At 66.4% G+C, this 17,552-nt stretch carries 17 protein-coding genes; 1 reads left to right on the top strand and 16 read right to left on the bottom strand.

Annotation, left to right across the window (positions count from 1 at the left end; translation table 11 throughout):
- Window positions 1–3 precede the first annotated feature (3 nt).
- From ACFVVC_RS02080 to ACFVVC_RS02005, 16 genes are all read right to left on the bottom strand, one after another.
- Complete coding sequence (locus tag ACFVVC_RS02080; RefSeq protein WP_387448485.1) at window positions 4–318, bottom strand: hypothetical protein; 315 nt, start codon at window positions 316–318, stop codon at window positions 4–6.
- A gap of 102 nt (window positions 319–420) precedes the next feature.
- Entirely contained in the window at window positions 421–939 is a 519-nt protein-coding gene (locus tag ACFVVC_RS02075) for a hypothetical protein (protein ID WP_387448482.1), read from the bottom strand.
- A 92-nt stretch (window positions 940–1,031) separates the two neighbouring features.
- Window positions 1,032–1,331 carry a hypothetical protein gene (locus tag ACFVVC_RS02070; RefSeq protein ID WP_387448479.1) on the bottom strand — a complete coding sequence of 100 codons (300 nt, stop codon included), beginning with the start codon at window positions 1,329–1,331 and terminating at the stop codon, window positions 1,032–1,034.
- Window positions 1,328–1,501, bottom strand: coding sequence for a hypothetical protein (locus tag ACFVVC_RS02065; RefSeq protein ID WP_387448476.1), 174 nt, complete (start codon window positions 1,499–1,501; stop codon window positions 1,328–1,330). The genes ACFVVC_RS02070 and ACFVVC_RS02065 overlap by 4 nt, the downstream gene beginning before the upstream one ends.
- A 118-nt stretch (window positions 1,502–1,619) precedes the next feature.
- Entirely contained in the window at window positions 1,620–2,675 is a 1,056-nt protein-coding gene (locus ACFVVC_RS02060; RefSeq protein ID WP_387448473.1) for a hypothetical protein, read from the bottom strand.
- Between the two features lie 97 nt (window positions 2,676–2,772).
- Entirely contained in the window at window positions 2,773–4,644 is a 1,872-nt protein-coding gene (locus ACFVVC_RS02055) for an SNF2-related protein (RefSeq protein WP_387448470.1), read from the bottom strand.
- A 39-nt stretch (window positions 4,645–4,683) separates the two neighbouring features.
- Window positions 4,684–5,514 (bottom strand): hypothetical protein, encoded by an 831-nt coding sequence (locus tag ACFVVC_RS02050; protein ID WP_387448467.1) that lies wholly within the window; start codon window positions 5,512–5,514, stop codon window positions 4,684–4,686.
- The gene (locus tag ACFVVC_RS02045) at window positions 5,511–5,930 is read right to left on the bottom strand and encodes a dATP/dGTP diphosphohydrolase domain-containing protein (RefSeq protein WP_387448464.1); all 420 of its coding nucleotides are present in this window, start codon (window positions 5,928–5,930) and stop codon (window positions 5,511–5,513) included. Before ACFVVC_RS02045 ends, ACFVVC_RS02050 begins: the two co-directional genes overlap by 4 nt.
- A complete protein-coding gene (locus tag ACFVVC_RS02040; protein ID WP_387448461.1) occupies window positions 5,927–6,256 on the bottom strand; it encodes a VRR-NUC domain-containing protein in 330 nt (109 codons plus the stop codon). Before ACFVVC_RS02040 ends, ACFVVC_RS02045 begins: the two co-directional genes overlap by 4 nt.
- A gap of 6 nt (window positions 6,257–6,262) precedes the next feature.
- On the bottom strand, window positions 6,263–6,697 hold the full coding sequence (locus tag ACFVVC_RS02035; protein WP_387448458.1) for a hypothetical protein: 435 nt from the start codon (window positions 6,695–6,697) through the stop codon (window positions 6,263–6,265).
- A 163-nt stretch (window positions 6,698–6,860) separates the two neighbouring features.
- A complete protein-coding gene (locus ACFVVC_RS02030) occupies window positions 6,861–10,085 on the bottom strand; it encodes a hypothetical protein (RefSeq protein ID WP_387448455.1) in 3,225 nt (1,074 codons plus the stop codon).
- Between the two features lie 299 nt (window positions 10,086–10,384).
- Window positions 10,385–10,621 carry a hypothetical protein gene (locus ACFVVC_RS02025; RefSeq protein WP_387448452.1) on the bottom strand — a complete coding sequence of 79 codons (237 nt, stop codon included), beginning with the start codon at window positions 10,619–10,621 and terminating at the stop codon, window positions 10,385–10,387.
- Between the two features lie 7 nt (window positions 10,622–10,628).
- Window positions 10,629–12,470 (bottom strand): phage/plasmid primase, P4 family, encoded by a 1,842-nt coding sequence (locus tag ACFVVC_RS02020; protein WP_387448449.1) that lies wholly within the window; start codon window positions 12,468–12,470, stop codon window positions 10,629–10,631.
- 1,193 nt (window positions 12,471–13,663) lie between these two features.
- A complete protein-coding gene (locus ACFVVC_RS02015) occupies window positions 13,664–14,074 on the bottom strand; it encodes a hypothetical protein (RefSeq protein ID WP_387448446.1) in 411 nt (136 codons plus the stop codon).
- 173 nt (window positions 14,075–14,247) lie between these two features.
- Entirely contained in the window at window positions 14,248–15,060 is an 813-nt protein-coding gene (locus tag ACFVVC_RS02010) for a CPBP family intramembrane glutamic endopeptidase (RefSeq protein ID WP_387448443.1), read from the bottom strand.
- A gap of 19 nt (window positions 15,061–15,079) precedes the next feature.
- Entirely contained in the window at window positions 15,080–17,005 is a 1,926-nt protein-coding gene (locus tag ACFVVC_RS02005; RefSeq protein ID WP_387448440.1) for a DHH family phosphoesterase, read from the bottom strand.
- Window positions 17,006–17,210: 205 nt separating this feature from the next.
- Here ACFVVC_RS02005 and ACFVVC_RS02000 point away from each other — a divergent pair, with 205 nt between their 5' ends.
- On the top strand, window positions 17,211–17,546 hold the full coding sequence (locus ACFVVC_RS02000) for an Lsr2 family protein (protein ID WP_387448437.1): 336 nt from the start codon (window positions 17,211–17,213) through the stop codon (window positions 17,544–17,546).
- Window positions 17,547–17,552: the final 6 nt, after the last annotated feature.

The following is a 17,552-nucleotide window of genomic DNA, read 5'->3' as shown; positions in this document are numbered from 1 at the left end:
GCGTCATCGGTTCTCCTCGGCCACAAGGGCGATGTGCCGGGCGCAGCCGACCGCCCACGTACGGGCATCGGAGGTCTGCGCGTTGGTCACCGCTTTGTCGGCACGGTCGGCGTCTATGGGCAGTCGGTGCCTGATGAGCAGCGCCAGGGTGATGTCGAGCATCACGGCGCGCTCGTGGGCGCTTAGCTCCGACGGCTCGGAGCGCCCGTGCACGTCGCTGTCTTCGTGCAGGGCCCGGTCCGCCCGCGAGTCGATCAGGGTCTGCTCGATCTCGGAGACGACTTCTTCTGCGATGGTCGTGGTGGTTTGGGGCGTCATGCGGTTCTTTCCGCCGGGCCGTTGGCCCCGGATCTGGAGTTCTGTCGCGCGGCCGTCCCACAGGGACCCGGCCGCGGCAAGGCTGCGGTCGTGTGGTCTGGGTCAGTCCTTTGAACCGTCGCGGGACTGGAGGTACTCCCGCAGGGTCGGCGCGTCCGTGCCGGGCAGCGAGATCCCATCGAGGGCCCTGTGCAGATCCCCATCGCCGATCTTTCCGTTCTCGTGGGAGAGGACGGCCTGGGCAAGGCGGGTAAGCAGGGCTTTGGTCGCTTCAGCGCGCTCCGCCTCCGCGGCGCGCAGGTGCTTGATGTCGATGAGGCGCTTCTCGCAGAGGCTCTTGAGGTAAAGCGCACTCTTGCACCACTGGAGGAATTCGACCAGCGGTTCGTTCTGCGCCTCACGGGACAGCCGCTGGATCTCGGCTTCGTCCTGGCGGAACGCGAGCTGCTGGCTGATGCTTATTGCCGTGCTCTTGAGCCAGTGCTCGGCCTTTGCGATGCCGTCCGCGGTGGTGGTGACCTCAGCCCAGACCGTGTCATCGCGCAGGCCACTGCGCATGACGGGGTCGAAGGGGTCTTGAGGCCGTGTTGTTGCAGGGTGGGCAGTGGTCGTCATGGTCATGGCGGGTGTCCTCGTCGGTCGTGTCGTTGATGGTCCAGGAGCGTCAGCCCCCCGCTCTCCTTGTGTGTCCGGGGCAGCTGACCGGCGGGCGCTCAGTCTCTGGTGCCGAAGCGCAGGTCGGGCCAGATCGGCTCGACGGCGACGCTCAGCAACTGAATCCGTGGGTCACGGTCCTTGGTGTGCTTCCAGGCCCGGCGCACGGCGGCGGCTTTGTTCCGGGCCTTCTTCTGATCGGCGAACGGCCCGATCAGACGCGAGTAGGTCTGCGTCTTGCCGGATTTCAGGCTCTCGGCCTGCATCATCACCACGACGCCGTAACCAGTAGCCTCCTCGGCCACCAGATCCTCCCAGGAGTCATAGGTGCGACCGGCTTGCGTGCTGTACGCCTTCATTGCGGGACCTCCTGGTCGTTGCGGTGGATGTCGATGGGCCGCTCCCAGAGCGGCATGGCGTCCTCGCCTGTCCCGGTTGAGAACGCAAGGCGGACGCCAGGCTGGTCGACATGGGTACCGAAGTCGTGCCAGCCCGCGGGCGGGAGATTGTAGACGGGCAGCTCAGCCACGGGACTGCCTCCTTCGGGTTGTGGTGTCGTGGCGGTGAGGGGGGAACGGGCCGAAGCCCGACCCCCGACATCACTGCCACGGCACCCGGGTCGGCCCTGCCGACCCCGTCACTTGATGTCATGTCTTCTGCCCTTCGGCGTTCTGCTGGCGTTCGGCAGCCCATGGCAGCCGGGACTCATGGTCCGCCGAGCACCAGAGCAGGCCGAGCGAGGTGCTGCGGTGGGCGTGGGGCAGGTGGTCCTCCCGGTCCCCGCACAGTCCGACGGGCAGCCCCGAAGGGTCTCCAGTCAGCTCGGCGAAGCGCAGGAGGTACTCGAGCTCGGCGACATCCGGGCCCCAGGCCTGGATGTCGACGCCGAAGGGCTCCCCTTCGATCTCCCAGTCCCCTGCCGGTTCACCCAGCAGCGCCGAGCGCTCGTCGAGCAGCATCCGCGAGTCGGCCTGCTTCACCTCGGCGGGCATGGTGGGGTCGATGCTGAACCTGGCGGCAATGGCGACCATGACGCCGTTCTCGACAGCCCGGTACTCGGGCATGTGCAGTTTCAGCGGACGGACCATGTCCCCCACGTACGCCTCCGTCGCGTCATGCAACAGCGCCCAGAGCGCGTGCTCCGGGGCGACGAGGTGCGAGAGGAGCACACAGTGCTCGGCGACGGACATGAAGCGGCGGACGTGGCCGTTGTAGCGGCACTGCATGGACAGCGCATGCGCGATGTCGGTGATGTCCACGTCCTCGGGCCGTGGGTCCAGCGGGTAGAACTGGCGACCTGTGTAGGTCTGCATCCAGTTGCCGCGCGGCACCGCGGCTGTGGCGGTCCGGGCTCCGGTCTTCCCTGCTCGGTCATCGCGAACGATGCTCTTTGTCCCCCGGGCGGGGTCGAAGCTGGCCGGCAGCTCGCGGTCGAAGAGCTCCTCGAGCAGAGCGCTGGCGGGGTCGACGGGTTCACGCTCTGCGCTCTGGAGCCAGTAGGTCCCGTAGCGTTCCCCGGTCTCGCGCAGGAGGACGTCGTGGAGCGAGTCGTCGGTGTTGTCGATTGTGTAGAACGTGTTCGGCCCGAGGGCAGGCGCACGAAGCGGCTTCGTTCCGGGCTGTGCCTGCATGGCTTCTCTGGCCTCGGCGGTGAAACACACGCGCGTGCCGTCGGGCCAGGCCTGGCGCTTTGGGTCATTCATGGATCAGTCCTCCTCGGGCCTGGTGACACTGGGGTTGGGGTGGTGCGCCGCGGAGCGCCGGCTTGTGGCTGGCGCTCCGCGGCGACGGGATGGGCCGTCAGACCCGTTCGGAGACCCACAGGTCGTTCAGGTCGTCCTGGATTTCTTCCTCGAGGGCGACGAGGATCGCCTCCTCGCCGGACACGGCCGAGATGAGGTTGTCCTGGATCTGCTGCTTCTCCGCCAGGACCCCGGGCATCCGCTCGTCCTGGGTGCCCTTGGTGATGATCCGGTGGATCACCACGGGCTTGGTCTGCCCCGTGCGGTAAAGACGGCCGTTGGTCTGCAGGTAGTGCTCGAGCGAGAACGGCAGCGTGTACCAGATCATCGTCGAGCCGCCGTCCTGCAGGTTCAGGCCGTGGCCGGCCGCCGCGGGGTGCAGCAGCATCACCTGGATCCGCTTGGCATTCCACCGGCGGACCATCTCCCGCGAGCCGTCGAAGACCTGCGCGTCGATGCCCGCCTTCTTGAAGCGCGCCATCAGCTGCTCGAGGTCTGAGCGGAAGTGGTACGCGACCAGGACGGGGTCGCCGCCGCTGTTGCGCACCAGGTACTCGGCCATCTCCAGCTTCTTGTCGTGAATGACCTCGTACTGGCCCTTCGTTGCCGGGTCCTCGGGGTCGGCCGTGTAGAGCGTCCCAGAGGCGAACTGCATCAGCTTGCTGGTGAGCACCGCCTGGTTCTCGGCGACGATCGACTCCACGCTCTGGGTGAGAGTGCCGTCCTTGTCCTGGTAGGTCTTTACGACGTCGAGCACAAGGTCGCGCCTGAACTCCTTGTAGGCCTGCATGAGGTCCGGCGGGAGGGTGACGCTGGCGTCCTGGATCGTCAGGCCCGGCAGGTTGAGGTTGGTGTTCTGCGCACTCATCACCAGGTGCCGGATGGCCTCATGGATTTCGGCCTCGGCGTTTGGGGTCGGGATCCACTTCGCCGGCGTGGTGGTGCCGGGCACCATTTTCGGGACGAACCACCGGTTGCGGAACTCCGTGATGGTCCTGCCCAGGGCCTCGCCCTGGTCGAGCAGGTAGATCTGGCTCCACAGGTCCTGCAGGCCGTTCGGGCTCGGCGTGCCGGTCAGCTCGATGAGCCGCGTGATCGCCGGGCGGACGGCTTTCAGTGCCTTGAACCGGGCGCTGCTGTGGGACTTGAAGCCCTGCGACTCGTCGATGATCACCGTCTGGAACGGCCAGATGAGGGTGTCCTGCCCGTTGATGGACTGGACCGGCATCTGGTCGACAAGGCCGTAGCGGCACTGGGCACAGCCGTCACCGCCGCAGCTGCGGCAGTCGTGGATCTCACGCTCCAGCGCGCCGCGGGTAACGAGCTCACCGATCGCCGCCTTGACCGCGGTCTTGGTGGGAGCCTTGGCTCCAGGCTGCGCGGCAGCAGCCAGCTGCAGGAAGTGCCCCATGAGCTCTTCCTGGGCCATCGGCCCGACCGTCTGGATGAGCCCGCGCAGCTGCGCGGCCTCGGGTGAGATCCCCGCGGCAATAGCATCGCCGGCGGGGTCATCAGTCATCTGGAGCAGGCGTGCGCCCTGGGAGGGCTGGGTCAGCAGTTCCTGGTTGACGAAGTACATGGTCGGCGGGTCAGAGAAGACCTCCTGGAAGCGTTCGAGTCGCTTTTCCTTGGGCAGCTTCCGGTCGTTCTCGTTGACGATGAGTGACTTGGTGCGGATGGGGAAACCCCACTTGTCGATCTCGTCGAGCCAGGTCGAGCGCGCGATCGCGATCGGTGCGACCACAAGGATGTGGCCCATCGGCCGGACCGTCTGTAGGACACTGAGGGTCGAGAGCGTCTTCCCGGCCCCCACTCCGAGCCAGGCCCCGGCGAAGGGGCGGCTGACGAGGAAGTCGTGGATCTGCTGTTGGTAGGGCTTGAGCACGATGGGCGCGTGCGACGGCTGCGGTGGTGCGATGGTCGTGGTCATGGCGCGCGGCCTCTTTTCGTAGGTTGTGGGTGCTCGGAATCAGGCATGGAAGGCCTCACGGATGAGGCCCAGGCGGACCTCAGCGTCATCGGCCCGGCGGGTCTGGTCGGCCAACTCGGCCTCCAGCGTGGAGATTCTGAGCTTCAGGGCGGCGACACGCGGGTCTTCGCCCAGCGCAGAGCGCACGCGTTCGAGGACCGCCTCCGGTGAGGCTTCCTCCGGTGCCGGGTCCGGCGCATGGGCCTGGAACGGGGCTTCTTCGCGTGCCTGCGCGGTCATGTCGTCCTCCACTTCCTGCCCGGGCTCGGGCGCGATCATCAGATGTCCCCGGCGGTGGGTGCGCCGGACAGTCGCGGGCTCCGGCTTGTCCGGCTCCCGTGCAATGAGCTGTGCGGGTACGTCGAAGGGCACGGCCTGGAAGACCGGCTCGCAGGCCTCTTCGAAAGAGACCTCGATGAGCTGGTCCGCAGGCAGGCCCTGGGGCTGGGCGTCGAACCAGCGGGAGAAGGCGGATGGATGTTGGACGAAGGCCGCTGCCACAGTCATCTGCGCTCTCCCCCGTGGCGTGCGGTCTGCAGTGGATGCTGTGTCTCCGGACCTGTGCCCGGTGAGCAGCCGCTTTACGTCGGCACGGGCGTTCTGTGCTGTGCGGTTGGGCGAGGTCATGTTGCGCGGCACCGCGACTGATCCGCCGGCGTTGTTGCGCAGGATGGCGTGGCCCCGGGACGAGACACGTCCAACGCAGCCGGCCTGCATCGCTTCGAGCACGAGGTCGGTGGCCTCGCGGTCGAAGGTGACGAGGTCCGCCCGGGTGAGCCGGCGGAATGCCGAGGTGGCCTGGCCGTTGCCTTTCGTGACGCGGCCGCTCATCGGGCGGCCTCCGGGGTCCCGGCGTCGCCGCGGCCGATCAGCGTCCTGGTACTCTCCGCGGCCAGGACATTGAACACAACGGCAGCCGCATGGTCCTCGTCGTCCTCACCGCACATCCACTGCATGAAGTGGCGGAACGCGCTGGCGCGGAACTCCTCCATCTCGGCGGCGGTGCTGGCCTGCTCCCAGTCCCGCGAGTCGTACTTGCGCGCTCCGCGCTCCACGAGGGCGGCGGTCCTGGTGAGCAAGTGGTCCTGGTAGGGAACCTGCAGCGGCACTAGCAGGTCGAAGCGGGGCTGGCCCGGCTTCACCTCGCGCTGCATGCCGGAGGCGGTGACCCGGCGTGATCCGGAGTCTTTGGTCTTGTAGTCGCGGTCGGCCGTCTGCAGGTCTGCGGCCGTGGCTGTTGCGGTCATGATGCTGCTTTCTGCTGGGTCTCGGTCCTGCCGTAACCGAGCACATGGGTGATGAAGGCGTCGACGGCCTGTTCGTCGTCCACGACGTGGATCTCGGCACCGAAGCGGCGCATCTTGGCGTGCATGACGCGCTGGCGCTTCTCGAGGTCTCCGCCGGGCCGCTTGACCTCGACGAAGACCGTGCCGGTGGGAGTGAGGACGACTCGGTCGGGGACTCCGCCGCGGGCCGGGGACACGAACTTGAGGCAGAACAGGCCGTGCCGGCGGCACTGCGTGAGCAGGTACTGCTCGACGGCCTTCTCCCGCTGGTTCTTCTTCCTCGGCATGGGGTCTCAGTCCTCGTCGGTCCCGGAGGCATCGGAGGCGTCGCCGTCAAGGAAGTGACCGAAGCCGACGATGTCCTCGTCGTCGATGTACGCGGCGATGGCGTCGGGGTCGTAGACGAAGCTCGGGTCATCCGGGTCGACCGCGATCCAGCGCTTGGCCGCGTTGCCGTAGGTGGGGAAGCCATCGGCGTCGGCGGCGGTCACCAAGCCCTGGTGGGCCAGCTCCTTGAGCCGGGTGCGGACGCCGGAGTCCGAGGCGCGCGGCACTTCACCGAGGCTGGTGACGACGCGGTCGTCATAGGCGGCGATGAGCTCGTCGTGGGTGAGCGGGCCCTTCTCGCGGACGATGTCGAGCACGATGGGACGGATACGGGATGCGCCGAGGGCAGCGTAGGAGGTCTCTGGGTCACTGGAGCGGACGGGGAGCGTTGACTGGGACATGATGGCCTCTCGTGGTCGTGTCGTAACGAGTCGTAATTGCCTTTCGTACTCAATTATGACTCGGAGTAAATGCTCTATGAGGCGCCACTCGGAGTGGTGCCGAAAGTTGAACAAGGGGGCCGCGGCATTCACGGCTCCCTTGTCCGGGCTGAGGCGGATCGGCTCAGGCGGCCGCGTTCATCCAGTTCTTGGTGAACGTCTCCTCGAGCATCCGGACGTAGATGTCCAGGTCCAGCGAGGCGATGAGCCGCTCGATCCGGTCGGCCGGCAGCTGGTGCAGGTCGTCGTTCACAACGACCATCGACCAGGTCGGGTCGATGGCGTTGATGCGCCGGACGACGACGTCCTGATCATCCGGGAGCACCGCGAGCCCGTCGGACATGCCGGCCTCGGCCCGGGAGCGCGCCCAGCCGTGGTGGCGCAGGACCTCCAGCGCGACGGGGTCGCGCTTGGCCCGGCCGCTGCCTTCCTCGCAGCGCTTGGCCTGGCTGGCCGCGGTGACCTTCCAGGCACCGGCGTTAAGCAGGCTCCGGGCGTTCTCGGTACCTTCACGGACAATGAACACCCGGTTGACCATCTGCAGCACCTGCAGGTCGCGGACATTGGCCACATGGCCCTGCTCGCTGTACTTCACGCCCACGGCGGGGTCGATGGGCGCAGCCGAGAAGGGGTAGGTGATCGAGCCGCGGGAGGCGGCGATAACGTTCTGGAACAGCAGGAGCGACCGGATCGGGTCATCCTCCAGGACCGCTTCTTCAATCACCTTCCGGCCCAGCATCAGGTCGAAGGGCTCCGCGATCGCCGACTCTCCACGGCTTGCCACCGTCTGCAGGTAGCGGGCCAGGGCAAAGTCGATGACAGCCGGGTGTGCCAGCGACTTCGTCGGAGTCGGGCCTGCGTGGCATGCCAGGGTGCCGCCACCGGCGGCGATGATCGGGCTGTCAGCCACGGACCGCCCCGGCTCCGGGGCCTCCAGCTCGAGGCGGTTGTTCGAGTCCTTGCTGATGAGGAACATCAACTCAGGCTCGATGTCGACGCCGATCGCAGCCTGCTGCTCGGCGAGCACGCGGTTGTTGGTCGCTTCGTCGAAGCCGTTCTCGCCCCCGACGACCGAGTAGAGGCCGTCGGTGTTGGTCGAGATGATCCGCGCACCGGCCAGGGTCTGAGCCTGTCCGATCCGCCAGCTGAACAGCTGGCCGAGGATGCGCATCGAGATGATGCGGTTGTTCATCCGGATCGGCGTGCGGTGGCCGGCGTCTCCTGCGCCCGAGGCCGAGTTCAGGATCAGCTTGGTACCGTTGCGCAGCACGCCGACCCCCGCGATCTGGGCCTTCAGCCGTGCAGCTTCAGGGCTGTCGCCCGGAAGCTGTGCCAGCTGCTTTTTCAGCGTCTTGATCTCCTGGCCGTAGCGCTCCTTGTCGAAGAAGATCTTTGCGTAGCGGTCCTCACCCAGCTCGGGGTTCCAGAACGCCCGCATGTTGCGCAGCAGGTTCGGGTAGTAGCTGGTGAAGTCTTCATGGATCACCAGCCCGGCCGAGGTGCGTGCGAACTTCGGATGCAGCTTGTCGGAGCCGTCCTCTTTGGCGATGAACAGCTCCGGCTTCTTCCTGGCCGGCTCGTCGCGGTACGCGGCATTGGTGGCAGTGCTGTTGGCCAGCACGACCTTCCCCTCCAGGACGCTGCCGTCGGCCAGGGCGACGTTCAGCGCCTCCGCCTCGGGCCGCTGGGCAGCCAGCAGGTCCGCCGGGTCCGGCACCAGTGCCTGGGCACGGACGAGCTCCGCGGCCTGGTCATGGTCGTCCTTCTTCGGCTTGCGGTACTTGACCTTCTCCGGGTCCGAGCCCAGCAGGACCAGACGCTTGTCGACGAAGGTGCCGTCGGGCAGGCGGAGCATGGCGTGCTGGCGCTTGGCCTCGGCCACGAAGTCCCTGGCGTCGGGGAAGACTTGCAGCGCCCGGCCGAGCATCGCCGCCTGGTCCCTGTACTCGACCTTCTCGGCGTCGAACACCGACAGGTCAGCCTCGGCTCCGTGGATGCCTCCGGTGGAGAACGTGGCGAAGCAGGACGACGGTGAGGCGTCAGCCCGGAAGTACGGCACGTTGTTCGGGGTCTTGGGGACATCACGCAGCGACTTGGCCGGAAGGCTGAACTTGTCCCGGTACTCCTCGGAGTCGTTGAAGTTCTTCCCCTCGATCGAGCGGTAGTACGCCACGACCTGCATGAACTGCCGGTGAGCCTCGCGCTGGGCATCGGTCACGTGTGGGTGGGTGGCCGGGTTGGGCGCGACGTTTTCTTCGAAGAAGCGCACGCACTCGTCGAGCACGTTGACCGGCTCGATCCCGCGCTCCCTGGCGACCTCCGGGTGCGGATACACGAAGGACACCGCCTCGATGTCATCCAGGGAGGCGTAGGGCGCGAGGATCCGGCCCACGAACTTCGCAGATGAGGAGTCAACGGCGAGCCGGTCCTTGCGTACCGCACCGTTCTTGGTGAACACCGTCTCAGCGAACTGGGCGAGCAGACCGGCTTTGAGGTCGAAGTTGCCCGCGTACGCCGGGTGCCGGAACAGCTGGGCCAGGCCCAGGCAGTCCGAGACGTTGTAGGCCAGCAGCTCGTAGAGGTCCTTGACCGACTCGACGCTCGTGTCGTGGCTGAGCTTCTCGGACTCCTTGATCTGGCGTCCGAGCATCCCGAGCAGGCGCTTGAGGCTGACCTTGGACTGCAGCTCGTTCAGCCGTGCCACGTCCAGGTGCCTGCCGGAGTGCAGCATGGCACGGCGGATCTTCGCAGACGGTCCATCCCAGCCGAGGTAGCCGGGCATGTACTCGATGTGTTTGTCGGAGAAGAGCTGGTCGTTGTGGTCGCGCAGGGTGCGGGCCGTGGTCGGCTGAAACGGCTGTGTGCTGCCGGGGGCCGGGAACGCCTCATTGAGGTACAGCGCGACCATGGTCGTGTCGTAGTTCATCGAGTTGTAGCCGGCAAGGAACGGGTGCACTGCCGGGTCGTGCTCCGGGTCGGTGTCGCAGACCGGACGCAGGGCCGTGGGGTACCCGCCGGGGTCGGAGCGGTTGCAAACCTGGTCGGCGTTCGACAGGCCCATCAGCTCGGCGAGCCGAAGGCTGCCCCGTTCGCCGCCGAGGTTCCACAACTGGACGCTGACCGCGGGCAGGCCCGGGTTGGAGCGGATCACGGTGTCATAGAGGGCCTGGGGGTCAACGGAGGCGACCAGCGACGGGTCGTCGGCCAGGAAGAAGATCTCCAGGTCATGGACGGCACGGCCCGGTCGCGGGGTGTAGGCGCACAGCGTGAAGACGTTCGACAGCGACTCGATGTCGTAGAACGTGAAGAGCGCTGTCTCAGCTGTGACGGGGGTGCGCTGGATGGTCATGGGGTCTGGCCTTTCGGTCGTCACCGGCCGTCACGGCCGGGGTATGCAGTTACCGGGTTGAAGTGCCGGGAGCTGTCATCGACGGCTTCAGCCGGCGCTTCCTCCTGGTGACGGGCGGGGTAACAGGCCGGGCACCACGGGCCCATCGACCGCCCACCAGGGAGTAGCCGAAGTCTTTGCGCTGGACAATGCAGTCGGCGCATTCCTTACCGGGCGGGACGCCGTCCCCTGCACATCCGTCTTTCCAGTCCGGTTCGTTCGGGTGCTGCTTGGCCATGGCTTGAGTTCCGTTCCTGTTGTTACTTGATGCGGTTGTGTGGAGAGCGGCGGCGCGGGGCGTCCATCCGGCTCGAGGCCTCAGCCACGAGCCGCCGCTTCTCCTCCGGGTCGGCGCTGATCTGCGAGCGGACGATCAGGTTGGTGATCCGCTGCTCGCGCGCGACGTCGTTCAGCGCAGTGCATGTCCTGCCCTGCTGCTGGGCGAGATCGGCCACCGCCCGGGCGAGCTCGGTAATGGCCCTTGCGATTGTGTGCATGGTCGGATCAGTCCTCTCCTGGGGTGTCCTCGTCGTCGGCGTCCGCCTGGGCGGCGGGGCCGGTGTGCCGGAGCAAGCCGCGGTAGTTGGCCTGCAGGGCCGGCTGCGACTTCTTTTTCGGGTCCGAGCCGCTGTAGTGGGGGTTCATCCACTTCTTCAGCTCGTACTCGGCGATCACCGTCTCCGGGGTGCTCATCATTTGGCCTGGACGGATCTTCTTGTTCTTGTCCGGGCAGTGCCACAGCGGGTCAGGCCGTACGATCGCCACCAGGTCGGTGATGAACTGTTTGTTGCTCACCGGCGAGCCCGAGGGCGAGACATCTGCGAACCAGGCCTTGTAGAGGTCGTAGACGAAGGTGAAGGGCACCAGGTCCCACACCAGCCGCTCACGGAACTCCTCCCAGAAGGCGCGGACCGGGTCGTTGGCTTCCTTGTACTCGGCCAGGACGTCCTTGGTCGCCACCGGCTCGGAGAGCTGGTAGTAGTTGCCGGGATCGGCTGCGCCGGCGCGGTTGAGCACGTACCAGAGGGCATACTCCAGGACCTCGCGGCGCTGGAGGTAGTCGTCCTTGATGTACTTGCGCTCCATCCCGGTGAAGCTCTTGTTGAACGGCACGAACAACTGCCTGCGGTAGAAGCTCTCGGACTTGTCCTTCACGCGCGGGAACTCGTTGAGGCACTGGACCATGAAGCCGAAGAACTGGTAGGCGATCGGCATCCGGTACTTGCGATTGATCTGGATGACGTCATTGGTGACGATCGCCTTCAGGTTGGCCGCCTTGTCGATGAAGGTGCCCACGTCGTTCTCGTCGACGATGATCGCGTTGGCGCGCACCAGTGGCTCAAGCGCGAAGTCCTTGCCGAAGTCGCTCAGCGGGATCGAGGTGTGCGAGCGTGGCCCGCACAGGTTGCGCATGAGCGAGCACAGCGTGCCCTTACCGTTGTTGCCCTGCTCGGAGTAGAACCAGGCGGTCTTGCCCCAGCTGACGTGCGGCCGGATGATCGCGCCGATGATCTCCCAGAGCAGCTCGGGGATGGCCTCCTCGTCGGAGAGCTCGCGGACCCAGGATTCGATGTCCCAGACCGAGCCGTCGACAGGGTGGATGATCACCGGGTTGTCCGGGTCCTCGACGTAGTCGATGTGGCACTTGGCCAAGAACACCAGTGCCGGGTCGAAGGGTACGAGCGACTTGGGCTCCAGGTGGAAGTCCTTGCTGCCCTCGTGGATGTCCCGGGCCTGGCGGCCGTAGTGGAACACCCCGTTGTTCACGGCGATGAGGTCTCTGTGGCTGCACTGGTGCCGGCGCGGGCTGTCCTCACGGAGCACTGCCAGGACCTCGGCGAACTCTTTGAGCGTCAGCTGCGTGTTGTACCGGCGGGCCGTGGTGCGGATGTCGTCCTCGCTGGTGGTGTACGTGCCGCGGCCCGGGCCCGTGGCCTGGTACATCGCCAGCAGGTCGTACTCACGGTCGGTGTCCTTGGCGTTGGGGGCGATGCGGATCACGTGGTGGAGGCTCAGCAGGATCTGCGCCACCTGCCAGTAGGTCAGGTGCCGGGCCAGGGGGAGCTTCTCGGCTGCCACTTTGGTCTTGCTGTTTTCGGCCTTGCAGACACCGTTGACGATCGCGAGCAGCTGCTTTTCAAGCAGGCGCGGTGCCGGCGGGTCCGAGGGGTCGACGAGCCGGAGGTAGACCTCGGTCGCGCGGGTGACGATCTCGTTCTGCGGGGCGATGTCGCCGCCGTCAGCGAAGTACGCCATGACCTCGGTGAAGGCGTCGGCGACCGGGTTGGTCGACGGGGTGTCGAAGTCCTCGTCGAAGACGGGCGTGGGGTCATCAGGAGTCGTCATGCTGCTGTCTTTCTCGATCGCGTCAAGCACCTGCCGGCAGTAAGTGGGAAGCCGATTGGTCTCGTAATCGAATAGGAACGTGCTCACGACTCTATGTCATCCGAATGGTCTTTCGCAACGAGTCGATAGATATTTGACTCGTGAACCGATAGAGGTCCCGGGCTGCGCCCGGGAGGGGCTCGGAGGGGTCGCGCGCGGGACCCGGAGGCCACAGCGACACGACGAGAGCGTGCGGTCTGGAATGAGAAACAGTGGCTCCGGGGGCGTATGCCCCACGGAGCCACTGGCTTCTCGTGCTCGAGCACTCCCCCGCGGGCGGCGTGAGCCGCCCGACCTCCTGGTCGGGGGCCGGGGAATTCTTCCGACCAGCCGGCCGGGGGCCTCCAGGACTGGAGGCCTCCTGCAGCAGAAAGCAGGTATACCCCCAAGGGGTACCGGCAGGTGTACCACTTGACGTGGTACACCTGTTTCCCCTGGTCAGCCTGGGATTTTGGGGGTTCTTAGAGAGGGGTGTACCACGTGGAGATTTGCACGTGGTACAGGCGTTTGCCCCGGTGTGACGGGCTTTTTATACCCCCCGTACCACTTGTACCACTAAATAAAGAGTAGATATATGCGCAGGGGGATAAGAGCTCTTACTGGCTTGACGACCGGCCGGAGGCGTCCTTCACGCGCACATGTAAACGGTCGGAATTTGGCGGTACTCGTGGTACATCGGCTGAAAACGTTGATCTATCAGGCAAAGCGGCGTACCACGTCCGCTCGCCCACGTGGTACGCAGTCCCTCGGCCACGACCGTCCGAACCCGCCGTTTCCCGCGCCAGCACTGGGATCGGGTGCTGTACCACGACACGTGGTACAGCCCGGCCCGCATCCTCCTCCCGGTGCTGTCCCCAGGCCCTGACGGTCCTGACGGGAGTGATCGCGATGGATCCGGCGTCCCGGTCGACCGGGCTTGCGGATCATTCCTGACACATCATCGAGTGAGCCAAGGAATGGAATACCGATTGCGTTGCACATGATGAATCGCACCTGTAGAGTGGGCATTGGTGTTAGGGTCAGGAACTGTCACCGGGTGTTGTTGTCACAGGAACGTGAAAACAAAAAGGCCGGAGAAGCATCCCCGTGGGAAGGGAGCTCTCCGGCCTTTTTGCGCGTTCACGCTGGTGCGAGGCACCGGGCGCGCCGGACGCCTAGAAGGCGACCGCGCTGCGGCCTCGCCGGTATCCCGCATTGGGGGACTCGGGACTGTGGGTACGGACCCGATGGCCGTCTTCGACGGCGTACAGGATCTCGTAGGTGATGGAGACGTTGCGGTTGCAGGGCATCACACCCTGCCTCCGGCGCATCTCGAGCTTGCGGTAGCCGGTGACGGACTCGGCGCGCTCGAAGAAGCGGGCGAGCATCTCGTGGGCGCGTTCATGCGCCTGCTCTGCCGTGCGGCCGCTGGTGCTCATGATGAAGAAGTGCACCGACCCCCGATCGAAGGTCGGCCTCTCACCGGTGTCGAAGTCGCCGGCGAACCGCGCGCGGCGGATTTCGCTGTCGCTGGGGCGCATGAGCCGGCCGCGTGCGTCGTACGCACATGTGTTGACGACTGCCATGGTGGATCCTCCTCCTCTCAGGTTTTGGCTGATGAATATCTTTCAGCCAATCCCCCGGTGACCGGATCACCCCGGTCACCCGAAAGCAGGCCCTCCGGAGCGACCTCCGGCCCACGGCCGCGAGGTCGCCCGGAGGGCACCAGCGTCAGTCCCGCACATGATGAGCCCGGCCGCTATGCGGCCTGTGGCTCGCTTTCCCTGCCGCCTTCCTGTCCGTCCTGTGCAGGCACGGGCCCCGGTGCTGCCATGCGGTACACCGCCAGGGCGCACCCGAGGAACGCCGCGGTCATCAGCAGCGCTGAGACAGGGTTCGCCAGTGCCCCCAGCAGCTGGGCGGGGACCAGGACGGCCGCGAGGTTGAAGGCCAGGTGGAGCAGCACTGAGGGCCATAGGACGCGGCTGCGTTCGTAGACCAGCGCCAGCAGCACCGCCAGGGGCAGCGTGGCAGCGAACTGGACGACGTTGGCGTGCAGCAGGCTGAATCCGGTGGCCGTGATGAGCACCGCCGCCACAATGCCGACCCTGCGCCGCAGCAGCGGGTAGAGCAGGCCGCGGAAGAGCATCTCCTCAGCCACGGGGCCCGCGACCAGGGCGAGCAGGAGGGCCACGACGGGTCCGACGTCCGCCCTGGCCCGGGTCGACTCGTCGAATCCCGCCGAGCCGCCCAGGGTGTAGAGCCACAGGGCAAGGGACTGGCCGGCGAGGAACGCCAGCACCAGGCACCCCAGTACCGTCCGCGTGAAATGCGGTGTCCCGGCCACCGGCCGGACAGCCGGCGCGTGGGCGAACCACCGGGGCCGGAAGAGCCTGGCAGCGCCGACGAGCAGCGCCACCAGGCCTCCGAGTACCGCGGTGCCCATGACGGGCTCGCCGACCATGGGGATCACGGCGAGGCCGAGTCCCAGGTAGGTGGCGAGCACGCCGAAGGGCACGAGGATGCACCACGCGATGGAGACCAGACGGGATGTGATCGGTGGAGCGGGCATCCCCGCCTCCTTTCCGTGGTCAGGCAGATGCGGGGATCTGCTCTTCGATGACGGCCTGCACGCGGGTCTCGCCGCGGAAGGTGTTCAGCTGGAGCTTCGCGATGAAGCGCAGCGTCCCGACTTCGGTGCGGCTGGCCGACCGGGTCAGGTGCACGATCTCCGGCTCCTTCTCCTCGGCGACGTTCCACCACAGGCAGGACAGCCCCGAGCGGGTGACCAGGCGCAGGTGCTTCTTGCACAGACGGCACACGCGGTAGCCGCGGGCATTGGTCATCAGGTTGGTGTCGATGCGCTCGTGGCCGCAGTCGGCGTCGGAGCCGATGCGGTCCACCCGCAGCCCGAGGGGTTCGACGGCGATCTCGACGACCGGCTCGACGAAGCCGTGGCCGAAGGGCCGCAGCGCCTCCACGCGCCGGACAAAGCCGACCAGCGGTTCGAGCTCGTCCAGCCCCGCGTCGCAGTCCTGGTCAGGCCCCAGGACCAGGTCAGCGCGCCGCTCGTCCTGGACGACTGCCAGCAAGGCCACCTGGGTGGCCTCCCGCAGGACCTCGACCAGACCGTCGAGCAGTTCGGCCCGGTCGACCTTGACGCCGCAGGCCTGCTGGTGGCCGATGGCGCGCATGCCGTCCTGGTGCTCGAGGGCATTGATGATGCCGAACCACGAGGGTGCACGGCCGGAGCCGCTGACGTAGTCGTCAGGGCCGGAGGGACGGTCGAGCACGACGACCGGGTGGCCGTGGCGCTCCATCATCCGGTTGGCAAGCAGCCCGTACATGCCCGGGTACGCATCGGAGAAGTAGATCCAGGGGGCCAGCGGCTGGTCCCCTTCGTCGAGCTCCCGGGTGTGGACCTCGACGAGCTCCTTGCGCCTCTCGTTGGTCGCGATGACCTGGTGTGCCGCTTCGAGCATCGCATCCTGGCCAGAGGCGGTGAACACTCCGAAGCACGGCGCGAGCGGGTCGCCGGTGCGGCGCGGGGAGTTCATCGCCGGGGCGAGGTAGAACCCGTAAAAGCCCTCGTCGATGCTGTCGATGTCGCGGACCTTCCCTGCCTGGCCGAAGGCCTTCAGCAGGACCGCGAAGCCTTCGAAGGCCCGGACGAAGGCCGGGTGGTGCGGGTCGACGCGCAGCAGCTGCATCAGCGTCGACTGCCCGACGTCGATCGCCTCGGGGTCCGGGTCGAAGCCCCAGGGGGTCGGGACTGTGCGCGGCGCGGGGGCGTACAGCAGGCGTGCAATGGACAGCGAGTCGCGCACCAGCTGCCGGTTCTCGTACAGCACGGGCATGACGTCGGAGACCGTGCCCAGGCCGGCGAACAGGCGCAGCAGGCGGATCTCCCAGAGCTTCTCGGGCCGGTGGACGCGGGCGTAGGCCTCCAGCACCTGGTAGAGCACGTGCGCGCCGCAGATACCGGTGTTGGCGTAGGTCTCATCCATCCGGCAAGGGTCGACGGTGACGTCAGCACTCGAACCGGGTTCGAGCTCCTCGTGGTGGTCGGTGACCAGGGTCTTCCACCCCAGGGCCCGGGCGGCGGCGATCCCGCGGTGGGAGTTTACTCCCCCGTCGCAGGTCAGAAGCACTTTGGTGTCCGGCCACGTCGCGGCGATCTCAGCGATGTCCTCGGGCGTGAGGTCGTGGCCGCGGCGGTAGTCGGGCAGGTGCAGCTCGACGTCGAAGCCGAGCTCGGACAGGCCGGCGTAGCCCAGCACCCCGGAGGAGATCCCGTCCATGTCGAAGTCGGGGGCGATGGTGACCTTGTGGCCGGCAACCCGCGCCTCCTCCAGGGCCTCGACCATTTCGGCCAGGCCCCGGAGCTCGTCGTGCTCGGCGGACTCGATCTCGCGGAGGTATTCGTCGGTCCAGCCGCGGCGCTGGCACATCAGGGCGAACAGGTCAACGCCGTCATCCGTGAGGGGATGGTCGTCGACGGTCTGGAGAATGGTCATGGCGGGGGCCTCTCGATCGTGTCGAATGGTCGGATTACAGGGGTGGGAAAGGCACCCGCTGACAGTGTGATTTTAGCAGTGGAACTTATTGGTCATGCTGGTATAGCAGCGTTTTCGGCTTATGATGAAGGCATTCGAAAGATCTGTCGCTTTGGCGCGCCCAAAGACTTCTCTAAGACGGTTCGGATCGTCTAACATTCACAACATGGCTATTCGAAATATTGTGGAGTCGGACATCAGTGGCAAGCCGGACGCTGCCACAGTCACCTTCGGACTGGGCGATACCTGGTTCGAGATAGACCTGACCGACGAAGAGCGCAAAGAGCTTGAGAAGAATCTCAAGCAGTACATCAGCAAGGGCCGAAAGGCTACCAAGAAGGGCGAGAAGAAGCGTCTCGTGCCCGACACAACGCCCGAGGAACGCGAGAAGATCCGCGAGTGGGCACGCGAGAACGGTCTCGAAGTGCCCGAATTCGGACGTATCCCGAAAGCGGTCATGAAGGCACACGATGAGGCACACGGCATCGAACGGACTGTCTAGTCCTAT

It is taken from the genome of Pseudarthrobacter sp. NPDC058196, from assembly GCF_042882685.1.
GTDB lineage: Bacteria > Actinomycetota > Actinomycetes > Actinomycetales > Micrococcaceae > Arthrobacter.
Note: the sequence above shows the minus strand (reverse complement) of the source record. Positions and strands in the feature narration are given on the sequence as shown.